13 protein-coding genes are annotated in these 13,545 nt (G+C 60.3%); 6 read left to right on the top strand and 7 right to left on the bottom strand.

Features of this window, described 5'->3' with window-relative positions; genetic code table 11:
* Positions 1-71: 71 nt before the first annotated feature.
* On the bottom strand, positions 72-590 hold the full coding sequence (gene fldB, locus G5380_RS09750; RefSeq protein WP_005335151.1) for a flavodoxin FldB: 519 nt from the start codon (positions 588-590) through the stop codon (positions 72-74).
* 250 nt (positions 591-840) lie between these two features.
* On the opposite strand from fldB, the gene xerD reads away from it, so the two are divergent.
* Entirely contained in the window at positions 841-1,740 is a 900-nt protein-coding gene (gene xerD / locus G5380_RS09745) for a site-specific tyrosine recombinase XerD (RefSeq protein WP_421324069.1), read from the top strand.
* Between the two features lie 72 nt (positions 1,741-1,812).
* Here the strand turns inward: xerD and mscL are convergent, their stop codons facing one another.
* Positions 1,813-2,223: a large-conductance mechanosensitive channel protein MscL gene (mscL, locus tag G5380_RS09740; RefSeq protein WP_047438040.1), complete on the bottom strand. Its 411-nt coding sequence runs from the start codon at positions 2,221-2,223 to the stop codon at positions 1,813-1,815.
* A gap of 316 nt (positions 2,224-2,539) precedes the next feature.
* On the opposite strand from mscL, the gene G5380_RS09735 reads away from it, so the two are divergent.
* From G5380_RS09735 to nqrE, 4 genes are all read left to right on the top strand, one after another.
* Complete coding sequence (locus tag G5380_RS09735; RefSeq protein WP_216953024.1) at positions 2,540-3,187, top strand: disulfide isomerase DsbC N-terminal domain-containing protein; 648 nt, start codon at positions 2,540-2,542, stop codon at positions 3,185-3,187.
* Positions 3,153-4,883, top strand: coding sequence for a single-stranded-DNA-specific exonuclease RecJ (gene recJ, locus G5380_RS09730; protein ID WP_257691310.1), 1,731 nt, complete (start codon positions 3,153-3,155; stop codon positions 4,881-4,883). The genes G5380_RS09735 and recJ overlap by 35 nt, the downstream gene beginning before the upstream one ends.
* 278 nt (positions 4,884-5,161) lie before the next feature.
* Positions 5,162-5,554 (top strand): hypothetical protein, encoded by a 393-nt coding sequence (locus G5380_RS09725; protein ID WP_254204248.1) that lies wholly within the window; start codon positions 5,162-5,164, stop codon positions 5,552-5,554.
* Positions 5,555-5,752: 198 nt separating this feature from the next.
* Entirely contained in the window at positions 5,753-6,352 is a 600-nt protein-coding gene (nqrE, locus tag G5380_RS09720; protein WP_421208805.1) for an NADH:ubiquinone reductase (Na(+)-transporting) subunit E, read from the top strand.
* Between the two features lie 65 nt (positions 6,353-6,417).
* Here nqrE and lnt read toward each other — a convergent pair whose 3' ends face one another.
* The 5 genes from lnt to miaB form a co-directional block, all read right to left on the bottom strand.
* Positions 6,418-7,962 carry an apolipoprotein N-acyltransferase gene (gene lnt, locus G5380_RS09715; RefSeq protein WP_421208804.1) on the bottom strand — a complete coding sequence of 515 codons (1,545 nt, stop codon included), beginning with the start codon at positions 7,960-7,962 and terminating at the stop codon, positions 6,418-6,420.
* A gap of 147 nt (positions 7,963-8,109) precedes the next feature.
* Entirely contained in the window at positions 8,110-8,994 is an 885-nt protein-coding gene (gene corC, locus G5380_RS09710) for a CNNM family magnesium/cobalt transport protein CorC (RefSeq protein ID WP_203118663.1), read from the bottom strand.
* 95 nt (positions 8,995-9,089) lie between these two features.
* Positions 9,090-9,554: an rRNA maturation RNase YbeY gene (ybeY, locus tag G5380_RS09705; protein WP_005354089.1), complete on the bottom strand. Its 465-nt coding sequence runs from the start codon at positions 9,552-9,554 to the stop codon at positions 9,090-9,092.
* A complete protein-coding gene (locus tag G5380_RS09700) occupies positions 9,551-10,600 on the bottom strand; it encodes a PhoH family protein (RefSeq protein WP_005362369.1) in 1,050 nt (349 codons plus the stop codon). The genes ybeY and G5380_RS09700 overlap by 4 nt, the downstream gene beginning before the upstream one ends.
* Before the next feature lie 54 nt (positions 10,601-10,654).
* A complete protein-coding gene (gene miaB / locus G5380_RS09695) occupies positions 10,655-12,088 on the bottom strand; it encodes a tRNA (N6-isopentenyl adenosine(37)-C2)-methylthiotransferase MiaB (RefSeq protein WP_421259245.1) in 1,434 nt (477 codons plus the stop codon).
* A 265-nt stretch (positions 12,089-12,353) separates the two neighbouring features.
* On the opposite strand from miaB, the gene G5380_RS09690 reads away from it, so the two are divergent.
* A complete protein-coding gene (locus G5380_RS09690; RefSeq protein ID WP_227342074.1) occupies positions 12,354-13,517 on the top strand; it encodes an FAD-dependent oxidoreductase in 1,164 nt (387 codons plus the stop codon).
* The last annotated feature ends 28 nt before the right edge of the window (positions 13,518-13,545 follow it).

Genomic DNA, 13,545 nt, shown 5'->3' with positions numbered 1-13,545 from the left:
ATCGGTGCGATAACTGCGCCCGGCGGCCAGGGCCAGGCGCTCAGGGTCGTTTTGCCAAAACGTGGGAAAGATCAGAGCAGGGCGTGGATTTCGCTCAGGATCTGCTCGACCCACTGCTCGATGCGTGGATCGGTCTGGTCATATTGGTTGGCATCATCGAGGGCCAGCCCGACGAAGTGACGGCCATCGTCGATCAGTGCCTTGGAGGCATCGAATTCGTACCCTTCGTTGGGCCAGTAGCCCACCAGCTTGACCCCTTTTGGTACCAGCTGATCGTGCAGCATGCCGAGGGCGTCCTGGAACCATTCGCCATAACCGAGCTGATCGCCGAGGCCAAACAGGGCCACGATGCGTCCCTCCAGATGGAGATCGGCGATATCTTCCCAGCGGGACTCCCAGTCCTCCTGCAGTTCGCCAAAATCCCAGGTGGAGATGCCGAGGATCAGGATCTCGTAATCCTCCATCCGGCGCAGGGAGACATCCTTGATATTGTGAATATCCACCAGCTCGGGGCCGATGAGGGCGCGGATCTTCTCGGCAGCCATCTCGGTGTAGCAGGTGGTGGAACCGTAAAACAGACCAATCTTCATCGCTCTACTCTCTGTTGGCGCTTTCTCGCTTGCTTTTGGCGCGTTCTCGCATGCTCGTGTGGGCTGCGCCATGTTGGCAACACGATGGGTAACGTAAGGGGAGGGCGCCAGTCTAGCAGATTGCCATTCGACCTTCACCGCCCGGCAAGGGGCGTGGCAAACGAGCCTTATCTTTCCAATGAAAGTGCCTTGTCTTTCCAAGGAGTTGGCGCGTTACAATGGGCCATCTTTCCCCTTATTGCAGCGCACCATGAGCAAGCCCGACCCCCATCCCCTGATTGAACCCTTTCTCGACGCCCTCTGGCTGGAGCGGGGATTGTCTGACAACACGGTCAGCTCCTATCGCAGCGATCTGGAGAAGTTCTCCCTCTGGCTCGACGAGCAGGGAAGCTCGCTGTTGCTGGCAGGGATGGACGAGATCCAGCACTACCTCGCCTGGCGGGTCGATCACCAGTTTGCGGCCAGCAGCACCGCCCGCTTCCTGTCGGCCCTGCGCCGCTTTTACCAGTATCTCAACCGCGAGAAGCTGCGCAGTGACGATCCGACCGTGCTGCTGGAGGGGCCCAAGCTGCCGAAAAAACTCCCCTCAGATTTAAGCGAAACGGAAGTGGAAGCTCTGCTGAGTGCGCCGCTGGTGGATGACCCGCTGGAGCTGCGGGACAAGGCAATGCTGGAGCTGCTCTACGCCACCGGGCTGCGGGTTTCCGAGCTGGTGGGGCTCACCGCCGAGCATATCAGCCTGCGGCAGGGCTTGGTGCGGGTTATTGGCAAGGGTAACAAGGAGCGGTTGGTGCCGATGGGCGAGGAGGCGATGCACTGGCTGGAGCGTTACTACCGCGAGGCGCGCACCCTGCTGCTGGGGGGCACCAGCTCGGATGTGGTATTTCCCTCCAAGCAGGCCCGTATGATGACCCGCCAGACCTTCTGGCACCGCATCAAGCTTTACGCGCAGCGGGCCGGGATCAACGGTGAGCTCTCCCCCCATACCTTGCGCCACGCCTTCGCCACCCATCTACTCAACCACGGCGCCGATCTGCGGGTGGTGCAGATGCTGCTGGGCCATGCGGATCTCTCCACCACCCAGATCTACACCCATGTGGCCAACGAGCGTCTCAAGGCGCTGCACGGGGAGCACCACCCCAGAGCCTGAGTGGCTGACCTCCCAAAAACAAAAAACCGCCAGCAGGCGGTTTTTTTATCTTTACACGACAGGAGATGGCGCTTATTTCCCTTGCTGGGATTTCAGCAGATCACGGATCTCGGTCAGCAGCTCCTGATCCTTGGTCGGGCCTGCCGGGGCGGCGGCTTCCTCTTCCTGCTTTTTCTTCAGGGTGTTGATGGCCTTCAGTCCCATGAAGATGGCGAAGGAGATGATCAGAAAGTCGATGATGGTCTGGATGAACTTGCCATAGGCGATGACCACGGCGGGTGTTGCACCTTCTGCGGCCTTCAGGGTGACCGCCAGGTCGCTGAAGTCCACGCCGCCCAGGATCAGGCCGATGGGCGGCATGATCACGTCACCGACAAAAGAGGAGACAATTTTGCCGAAGGCGGCACCAATGATGATACCGACCGCCATATCGATGACGTTACCGCGGGCGGCAAAGGCTTTGAACTCTTGAATCAGACTCATTATTTCCTCCGAAATTAAACAAGATAGCGCGTTGATTACCCTTGCCAAAGGGCGAACTCTTGTCAGGAAAAACAGAGGCTAAGCCGCGTTGTTCCTGTCGTCCTGACTAGCTTGCGGGCGTTATGAGTCCTTGGCAATCGGGGGGAACCATTTTTTTGGTACAAAGTGATATTAATTTTTTGGTAAGTAGCTGGTTGAATGATGAGCTGCGCTGCTGTAGTTTGCTGGGTCGATTCATTCATACCACGTGAGTAAACAAGTGAAGTATTTACTACTGGGAATGATGCTTTTGTGCACATTTGCTGCCAGAGCGGGGATGGATACCCAAACCTTGAAACAGACCATTACCGCCCGGTTAGGGGTCTCTGTTTATCTGGTGGAACAGACCCCCATTCCCGGGCTCTATATGCTGGGCACTTCACAAGGGGTGCTCTACAGCGATGCCAAGGGGAACTATGTGGTGCAGGGGGTCATGCTGGATATGACTCATAACATGAAGAACCTCACCATCTCGGGCATGCGCGAGCAGCGTCGACTGGGCTTGTCCCAGGTGACCCATACACCGGTCGTGCTCCAGGCCAGTAATGAGCGTCATCGGGTTGCGCTCTTTTTCGGTGAGCAGGATGCCGCTCGTCGCCAGCTGTCCGGCACGCTGCAACATCTGCAGGCGTCCGGGGTCAGTGTCGAGCTCTACCCCGTGATTGAACATGCAGGACAGGCTTCCCACTGGTGCAAGGATCCCCTGCTACAGAATGATCCCTTCAAAGCCTATTTGCCTCAAAAGGAATGTAGTGAGACCCTTATCGAGAATATTGGCCTGAGCCAGTGGTTGGGGGTCAAGGTACTGCCTGCCTGGGTCTCCTCTGATGGAGATCTGGTAAGGGGCTACCAGAGCCCGGAACAACTGCTCAAGATACTGGATCACATTGATGCCCCTGCAAATCCGTCGTCGTCCGCGAGTTGATGATTCCCATCTCCCCGCCACCCTGCACCCCCTGCTTCGCCAAATCTTCGCCAGCCGTGGCGTAGAGGATCCCGCTCTGCTCGAGCGCAGCGCCAGCCAGTTGCTGCCTCCCCAGCGCCTCTATGGGATGGAGCGTGCGGTGCCTCTGCTGGCGGATGCCCTGACTACCCAGAAACGGATCCTTATCGTCGGCGACTTCGACTGCGACGGCGCCACCAGCTCGGCGCTGTGTGTGCTGGCCCTGCGCGCCATGGGGGGGCGCCATATCGATTTTCTGGTGCCCAACCGCTTCGAGTTCGGTTATGGCCTCACCCCCGAGATCGTCGAGCTGGCGGTGGCCCGCGGCGCCGAGTTCCTGATCACGGTGGATAACGGCATCTCCAGCATCGCCGGGGTGGCGGCGGCCAAGGTGGCCGGAATGCAGGTACTGGTTACCGATCACCATTTGCCGGGTCAGGAGCTGCCTGATGCCGATGCCATCGTCAACCCGAACCAGCGCGGTTGCGATTTTCCCTCCAAGTCCCTGGCCGGGGTGGGGGTAGCCTTCTACCTGATGGCGGCCCTCAACACCCATCTGCGTCAGCTCGGCTGGTACGAACGGCAAGGGTTGCGCGCCCCCAATGTGGCGGATTACCTCGATCTGGTGGCCCTCGGCACGGTCGCCGACGTGGTGGCCCTCGATGGCAACAACCGCATTCTGGTCCATCAGGGGTTGCAGCGGATCCGGGCCGGGCGCTGTCGCCCCGGCATTCAGGCGCTGGTGGATGTGTCGGGCCGCGATGGTCGTCGCCTCACTGCCTCCGACCTCGGTTTTGCACTGGGGCCACGCCTCAATGCAGTAGGGCGCCTCGATGACATGTCCCTCGGGGTCGCCTGTCTGCTTTGCGATGATCTCAATCTGGCGCGCCAGCTTGCGGCCGAGATGGACAGCCTCAATCAGGAGCGCAAGGAGATCGAGCAGGGGATGCAGCAGGAGGCCCTCGCTACCCTGGAGCAGATCCGGTTTCGCGATGGCGAGGTGCCGTCGGGCATAGTGCTGCACCGCAACGAGTGGCATCAGGGGGTGGTGGGGCTGGTGGCCTCCAAGGTGAAGGAGAAGTACTACCGCCCGGTCATCGCGTTTGCCGAGAGCAGCGAGAGCGAGCTCAAGGGCTCTGGCCGCTCCATCCCCGGGGTGCATCTGCGCGATGCGCTGGAACTGCTCGACACCCGCCACCCGGGGCTGATGGGCAAGTTTGGCGGCCACGCCATGGCGGCGGGGCTGACCCTGCCCAAGGCCAATATCGAAGCGTTCGGGCGGGCCTTTGAGGCGGTCATCAGCGAGCTGGTGACGCCGGAGCTCTTGACCGGGGTGCTGCTCACCGATGGAGAGCTGCTGCCGGACGAGCTCACTCTCGAGCTGGCGGAGCTTATTCGCGCCTCCGGCCCCTGGGGTCAGGCCTTCCCCGAGCCGCTGTTTGACGGCGAATTCGTGCTAGTGCAGCAGCGGCTGGTGGGGGAGAAGCACCTCAAGATGATGCTGACTACCGATTCTGGCCACGCGGTGGATGCCATCGCCTTCGGCGTCGATATCAAGCGCTGGCCCGATGCCTCGGTCAAGCGGGTGCGGCTTGTCTACCGGCTTGACGTCAACGAGTGGCGCGGCAACCGCAGTGTGCAGCTGCTGGTGGAGCATCTGGAGGCGGCCGGTCTCTGAGCAGGTAGCATTGCTGCTCTGATCGTTGACATCGCTGACAACGGCCACCCTCGGGTGGCCGTTTTACTGTGGGCCAGGGGGTGACTCTACCGCCTTGTTATGTTGGTATTTAATTGCTGGCTTTCTTAGAAAGAGGGTTTTTAGTATCGTTTTACGTCAGTTAGTACGGTTTCAAATTCAAGAAAAAGAGGCGTTGTGATACATTCATCCCCGCATCATTTTGTTGTTTGAACGGGACTGACTCTTTGCTGCCTTTTGGCCGACTATCGACCTGGGCGATGGTCCTCGCTATCGCCAGCCTGCTGTGGTTTGCCGCTTTCGCTGCGGTAGGGGTCACTGCAACACCTCATCAGGCGTCGGTCAGGCAGAAGGTCTCGATGCAGTTGCATGAGCAATCCGATCCGGGATTGGTCAACAGTGTCGGCCTTCCTCCTGCCTCCCAGTGGCGACTCGGCTTCGAGCCGGGGCGGCGACTCGAAGGGGCCACTCATTCCGAGCGCTATCAGATGGTGCTGGCCTGGTTCCAGCACGATATCCTCGGCTTGCTCTGCGGTCTGCTACTGGTTCTCCCTCTTCTCTATGTCAGGCAGCTCCCGGTCTACTTCGGTTATTTGCACCGACGGCTGCTGCGCTGTCGCCACCTGCAATATCGTTTCTGTCACGGCGACTAGCCCACCCTGCTGGCGGGCGCCCATCCACCTTTTCACTCGGTTTGTAACGCTCCTGATTGACTGACGGGCAGGCTGATACCTGCTGCCTGCGCTCTATCGTCTGGTGCTGCGTCCGCGCTTTCTGTTGTGTCGTCCATGCTGCTGGCCATTGGCCAGAGGCAGACTTTCTCTTTGCGCAAACACCTGGTGAGCACACCTATGGACTACTACCTCAACCTGTTTATTCACTCAATCTTTGTCGAAAACCTCGCCCTGGCCTTCTTTCTGGGGATGTGTACCTTTCTGGCCGTCTCGAAGAACATCAACACCGCCTTTGGCCTTGGCATGACGATCCTGGTGGTGATGGTTATCGCCATTCCCCTCAACAACTTGATTTACCGCCATATCTTGCGGGCAGGCAGTACCTTTTTCGGGGAATTCGATCTGGGATTTCTCGATTACATCATCTACATCGGGGTGTTGGCGGCGTTGGTGCAGGTGATGGAGATGCTGCTCGACAAGTACTTCCCAAGCCTCTATCAGGCGCTCGGCATCTATCTGCCTCTGTTGACGGTGCACTGCGCCATCTTTGGCGGGGTGATGTTTATGGCGCAGCGGGATTACGATTTTGCCGAGTCGCTGGTCTACAGCGCAGGCTCCGGGCTTGGCTGGCTGCTGGCTATTGTCGCCATGGCCGGTTTGCGCCAGAAGCTGAAATACGCCGATGTCCCCGAGGGGCTGCGGGGCATCGGCATCACCTTTATCGTGGCGGGGTTGATGTCCCTCGGTTTTATGTCCTTCTCCGGTATATCGCTTTGATTGGAGATGAAAAAAACGAGGCGCCTGCGGGCGCCTCATTGTTTATCAGGGATGGCGGATGGCCATTACAGCTCGCGTGCCCAGGGGTGTGCCTTGGGGCGCAGCGCCAGCGCCAGACCCAGCAGCAGCACGGTCAGGCCGTAGAGGGGCCAGCTGCCAAAGCGCATGTAGGGGGTCTCGCCGTGGGCGGGACGCACTTCGCTGCGCAGCACGCCCGCTTCAAACTGCGGGATCTGGCCGATGATGCTGCCATCGATCTCGGTCACGATAGTGATGCCGGTGTTGGTGTCGCGCAGCAGCGGACGAGCCAGCTCCAGTGCGCGCATCCGGGCGATCTCCATATGTTGCCAGGGGCCTATGCTGGTGCCAAACCAGGCATCGTTGGAGACGGTCAGCAGGAAATCGGTATCGGCATTGACGTTGCGGCGCACCTCCTCCGGGAAGATGATCTCGTAGCAGATGGCGGCGGCGAACTTGAGCCCCTTGGCGATCAGATTCGGCTGCACTTCGTCACCCCGGCTGAAAGAGGACATCGGCAGGTTGAAGAAGGGGGCGATGGGGCGCAGCAGATCTTCAAACGGCACGAACTCGCCGATGGGCAGCAGGTGGTACTTGTTGTAACGGTTGGGGTGCCCGTAGAAGTAGGACTCCTTGCCATCCGCATCCTGCACCCCCATGCCGAGTACGGTATTGAAGAATCGTCTTTGCTCGAAATCATAGTGAATGATCCCCGCCAGCAGACCGGTGTTGTTCACCTTCATCGCCTTGTCCAGATTCTCCAGATAGGGCCCCATCTCCTTCTCGATGGCCGGGATGGCCGACTCCGGCCAGATGATAATGTCGGCATCCTGATTCTCGCGGCTGAGATCCTGATATTTGCGCACCGTCGGCACTAGCGCCTCCGGATCCCACTTGAGGGACTGGGCGATATTGCCCTGAACCAGCGCCACCTTGACCGGCTCGCCACGGGTGACCCAGCTGAGCTGCATCAGACCGTGGGCACCGGCTACCAGCAGAGCGGGCACTGCCAGCCAGAGCGGGGAGCGGGATTTCCACACCTGCCAGATGGCGGAGGCAGAGAGCAACAGGGCGAGGGTGATGCCCTGCACCCCAAGGATTGGGGCGAAGCCCCTGAGCGGGCCGTCGATCTGGCTGTAGCCAAACCAGAGCCAAGGGAAGCCGGTCATTACCCAGCCACGCAGCCAGTCCGCCAGCAGCCAGAGTGCCGGGAAGGCGAGCAGCCAGCGGCTCCAGTGACGGCCGCCAAAGAAGCGGGCGAAAACCCAGCAGGCGAGCGTCGGGTAGAGCGCCAGATAGGCGGAGAGCCCGGCCAGCAGTACGAAGGCCATCGGCAGCGGGATGCCGCCAAATTCAGTCATGCTGACGTGGATCCACCACAGGCCAGGTAAAAAGAGTCCCATGGCATAGCCAAAGCCACGCCAGGCGGCCTGCTTTGGCGTGGCTTTGTCCAGCAGGGCGTAGAGGCCCAGCAGGGAGGGGAGCACCAGCGGCCAGTAGCCAAAGGGAGAGAAAGCCAATATAGCGATGGCACCACTGGCCAGTGCGCCGAGGCTCAACAGGATTTTGGACGTAACGGGGGATAATCTCACGGGCGATGGTGCTCGTCTTGGTCTGCAACTGGGTCGAATGGCCGGTATCTTAACCTGTAAGCGGGGCAACGGCGAGCCTCGATGCCGGTGGCAGAGAGCACAACGCCCCGAGGTCGGGGCGTTGTTTCACACATTGAGCGGATCGGCTTATTGCGGCTCGGATTGCGCCGCCGCGTGGTGCTCGGGGATCTTCACCTGCAACTGCTGCAGACGACGCCGGTCGGCATGCATCACCTTGAACAGGTAGCCGTCCAGCTCGATCTCCTCGCCCTTCTTGGGCAGATGACTGAAGGCGTGCATCACCAGACCACCCACAGTATCCACCTCTTCATCGCTGAACTGGGTGCCGAAGAAGTCGTTGAAATCCTCGATCTCGGTAAGGGCACTAACCGAGAAGACCCGTTTGCTGATGCGGCGGATCTCGTCCGGCTCATCCTCGATGTCATCGAATTCGTCATCTATCTCGCCGACGATAAGCTCGAGAATGTCTTCAATGGTCACCAGACCGGAGACGCCACCAAATTCGTCGACCACGATGGCCATGTGGTAGCGCTCTTCACGGAACTCCTTGAGCAGACGGTCAACCCGTTTGCTTTCCGGCACGATCACCGTGGGGCGCAAGATTTTCTCGAGCTGCAGCGGCTCGCTGGCGTGATGGCCGCCAAACCCGAAGGGGAGCAGATCCTTGGCGAGCAGAATGCCCTCCACATGATCCTTGTCCTCGTTGATCACCGGGAAGCGGGAGTGGCCGGACTCGATGATCACCGGCAGGATTGCATCTACCGGTTGGGACTTCTCGATGGTCACCATCTGGGAGCGGGGGATCATGATATCGCGCACGCGAAGATCGGCGATCTCCAGCACCCCCTCGATCATGTCCTTGGTGTCCTGATCGATGAGGTCGCGCTCTTCGGCATCGGCTATCACGTCTACCAAATCATTGCGGTCTTTTGGCTCGCCCTGGAAGAGTTGGCTGAGTTTGTCGAGCCAGGTTTTCTTCGGCGAGCCGGTACTAGGGTGATCGTCGGTCATTTTCTCTCTTGGTTACTCGTATGAACACACTTGAAATAGTTCGGGTTATATAAGGATGGTCATCTGCTGTTTCAAGACGATGACCGTCCGGCGTTTTACTCTTCGTCGTTCAGATAAGGATCGGCAAAACCGAGCTCCTGCATGATGTCGCGCTCAAGCGCTTCCATCTCTTCGGCTTCCTCATCCTCGATATGGTCATAACCTAGCAGATGCAGACTGCCGTGCACAACCATGTGGGCCCAGTGGGCCATCAGGGGCTTGCCCTGCTCCTCGGCCTCGCGCTCTACCACCTGACGGCAGATCACCAGATCGCCGAGCAGCGGCAGCTCCAGACCGGGTGGCGCCTCGAACGGGAAGGAGAGCACGTTGGTGGGCTTGTCCTTGCCGCGATAGGTGAGGTTGAGCTCGTTGCTCTCCGCCTCGTCGACGATACGCACCGTTACTTCTGCCTCCTGCTGGAAGCCGAGAATGGTGCCGTCGAGCCAGCCTTGCAGTTGGGCTTCGGTGGGCAGGCCATCAGTGCTGGCACTGGCCAGCTGCAGATCCAGGGTTACGCTCATTGCTCGCTCTCTTTGCTGGCGTTTGTTTGGCCGGCCACCTTCTCGGCGGCCTGTTTGGCATCGAATGCCTCGTAAGCCTGCACGATGCGGGCCACCACCGGGTGGCGCACCACGTCTTTGGACTCGAAGAAGTTGAACGACAGACCATCGACCCCTGGCAGCACTTCCAGCGCGTGACGCAGGCCGGATTTGGCGTTGCGCGGCAGGTCTACCTGGGTGATGTCACCGGTGACCACTGCCTTGGAGTTGAAGCCGATGCGGGTGAGGAACATCTTCATCTGCTCGGTGGTGGTGTTCTGGGCCTCATCGAGAATGATAAAGGCGTCATTGAGGGTTCTTCCGCGCATATAGGCGAGCGGCGCCACTTCGATGATGTTGCGCTCCATCAGCTTCTCGACCCGCTCAAAGCCCAGCATCTCGAACAGGGCGTCGTAGAGCGGGCGCAGGTAAGGATCTACCTTCTGGGAGAGATCCCCGGGCAGGAAGCCGAGCTTCTCACCCGCTTCCACCGCCGGACGGGTCAGCAGAATGCGGCGAATTTCCTGACGCTCCAGCGCATCCACCGCCGCTGCGACCGCCAGATAGGTCTTGCCGGTACCGGCCGGGCCTATGCCGAAGCAGATGTCGTGGCGCACGATATTGGCAATGTACTGAGCCTGATTGGGGCTGCGTGGCTTGATGAGACCGCGCTTGGTCTTGACCGTCACCTCCTTGCCATAGGGGATGCTCGGCGCCGGTTCGTCATCCTGCTCCAGCACCCGCGACTCCTGAATGGCCAGATGGACCATGTCGGGGGTGATGTCGGTCACCTTGCCACCCTTGAGGGGCTGGGTTTCCACATAGAGGTGCTTGAGGATGACGGCGGCGGCATCCAGCTGGGCCGGTTTGCCCACCAGCTGGAAGTGGCTGTCACGGTAGCTGATCTCGACGCCGAGGCGGCGCTCCAGCTGCTTGATATTGTCATCGAAGGGGCCGCACAGGCTGGCAAGGCGCTGGTTGTCGGCGGGCTCCAGATGCAGATTCAGGGTCGAGATGTGTCGGCTCAAAATATCCTCGTCTCAAGGCGCTCCCCATCCGCCGGGCGAATGGGGAGGAGGGGATTAATGGGGTGTGAAGGCGGCCACGCCCAGCTCGTCCGGTACGTTATCCGGGCGACGGGCCAGGATTTCGCTCGGTGCTGTGGCGATCCGCAGGTTCATCTCGCTCTCGCCGCGGATGAACTTGCCGCGCAGGGAGTTGGGACGCACCTCGGTGATCTCCACGTCGGCAAAGCCGCCGATCAGGGTGTGCTGGCCTTCGAAGTTGACCACCCGGTTGTTCTCGGTGCGGCCACACAGCTGCATCGGGTCGAGCTTGGAGGGCCCTTCCACCAGGATGCGCTGGGTGGTGCCCAGCATGGCGCGGCCAATCTGCATCGCCTGGTTGTTGATGACGTGCTGCAAGCGGGCCAGACGGGCTTTCTTCACTTCCATGTCGACATCGTCGGGCATGTCGGCGGCCGGGGTGCCCGGGCGCGGACTGAAGATGAAGCTGAAGCTCATGTCGAAACCCACATCCTCGATCAGCTTCATGGTCGCTTCAAAGTCTTCGTCCGTCTCGTTCGGGAAGCCAACGATGAAGTCGGAGCTGATGGTGATGTCGGGACGGGCGGCACGCAGGCGACGGATCTTGGATTTGTACTCCAGGATGGTGTGCGGGCGCTTCATCATGGTCAGAATACGGTCGGAGCCGCTCTGCACCGGCAGGTGCAGGAAGCTGACCACTTCCGGGGTATCTTTGTAGACTTCGATGATGTCGTCGGTGAACTCGATCGGGTGGCTGGTGGTGTAGCGAATGCGATCGATACCGTCGATGGCGGCCACCAGACGCAGCAACTCGGCGAAGGTGCAGATGCCGCCATCAAAGGTCGGGCCGCGGTAGGCGTTGACGTTCTGGCCGAGCAGGTTCACTTCGCGCACGCCCTGCTGGGCGAGCTGGGCGATTTCGTAGAGCACGTCGTCCAGCGGTCGGCTCACCTCTTCACCGCGGGTGTAGGGCACCACGCAGTAAGTACAGTATTTGGAGCAGCCTTCCATGATGGAGACGAACGCGGTAGCCCCTTCGGCGCGCGGTTCGGGCAGGCTGTCGAATTTTTCGATCTCGGGGAAGGCGATATCAACCTGGGCACCACGGCCCTCTTGCACTTCCTTGATCATGGTGGGCAGGCGATGCAGGGTCTGCGGGCCGAACACGATATCCACATAGGGAGCGCGTTGGCGAATCGCATCGCCCTCCTGAGAGGCAACGCAGCCACCCACGCCGATCACCAGACCGGGCTTGTTGGCCTTGAGCTTTTTCCAGCGTCCCAGCTGGTGGAACACCTTCTCCTGCGCTTTTTCGCGGATGGAGCAGGTATTCAGCAGCAAGACATCTGCCTCTTCGGGCTCTTCGGTAAGGGTGTAGCCATTGCTGGCATCCAACAGGTCGGCCATTTTGGACGAGTCATACTCGTTCATCTGGCAACCCCAGGTTTTAATGTGAAGTTTCTTGCTCATTGCTTCTCTTGACTTGTTTTGAAATCGGCATGGTCAAAGGACCGCGCATTTTACTCCGCAATCTGGATACTGCCTAGCTAATATCCAGCTGGCAATGGTGCTCACCCGATACCTGTTGCCAGCAAGCTCAATAAGCTTTCTCCTTGATTTGACGCAGCAATTCCCCGTTTGTCTCACTGTTTATCAGTCGCCCTTGCGCTATCATGCAGCCATCCGGTTCACGTCCGGGCGCTGTCGCCGGACGCACCCTTTCAGGAATACATGTATGGAACAGTGTGATATCGCCATCGTCGGCGCCGGCATGGTGGGCGCCGCCACCGCCTGTCTGCTTGCGGCTCAGGGTCTCTCGGTGCGGGTCATCGAGACCCAACTGCCGGAGCATTACGCGCCGGAGCAGCCGCTGGATCTGCGGGTCTCCGCCATCAGTCAGGCCTCGGTGGCGCTGCTGGAGCAGGCCGGTGCCTGGCACCATCTGCAGCAGATGCGGCTCTGCCCCTATCGCCGGCTGGAGACCTGGGAGCTGGATGGCTTTGCCACCCGCTTCAATGCCGCCGATCTCGGTCTGCCCCAGCTTGGCTACATCATCGAAAACCGGCTCGTGCAGCTCGCCCTGCTCAAGCGGATGGAAGAGTTTCCTACCATCCAGACCCACACCCCGGCGGCTGTGACCAGCCTGCGCCAGAGTGCGGATGAAGCTGTGCTGACTCTGGATGACGGCTCCGAGCTGGCCGCGCGCTGGGTGCTGGCTTGCGACGGCGCCGAATCCCACACCCGCAAGCTGGCGGGTATCGGCGTATCGCGCTTCGAGTACCGCCAGCACTGCATGCTGATCAATATCGACACCGATTTTGCGCAGGAAGATATCACCTGGCAGCAGTTCACCCCGAGCGGCCCGCGCGCCTTCCTGCCATTACCAGGCCAGCACGGCTCTCTGGTGTGGTATGACAGCCCGGCCCGGATCCGCGCTCTGGCGGCCATGAGCAACGAAGGGCTTGCCGCCGAAGTGCGCCGCCACTTCCCGAGTCGGCTCGGCGGGTTCACCGTCACCGGCAAGGGGAGCTTCCCGCTGGTGCGCCGCCACGCCAACGACTATCACGTCGGTCGGGTGGTGCTGCTTGGCGATGCTGCCCACACCATCAACCCGCTGGCGGGGCAGGGGGTCAACCTCGGCTTCAAGGATGTCGCCTGCTGGGTCGACTTGCTGCAAGGTGCTGGCGCTGACTGGCATCAACTTGTGCTGGCCGAGCGCTACGAGCGGCGCCGTCGTCCCGACAACCTGCTGATGCAGTCGGGGATGGATCTCTTCTACGGGGTGTTCAGCAACGAGATTGGCCCGCTCAAGCTGGCCCGCAATCTGGCCCTCAATCTGGCGGACAAGGCGGGCCCGCTCAAGGAGATGGCGCTGCGATATGCACTGGGGCTGGTTTGACAGATAGAAACCAGATAGCACGGGCTGA

The organism is Aeromonas sp. 604443 (genome assembly GCF_049170315.1).
GTDB classification, from domain to species: domain Bacteria; phylum Pseudomonadota; class Gammaproteobacteria; order Enterobacterales; family Aeromonadaceae; genus Aeromonas; species Aeromonas veronii_A.
Note: the sequence above shows the minus strand (reverse complement) of the source record. Positions and strands in the feature narration are given on the sequence as shown.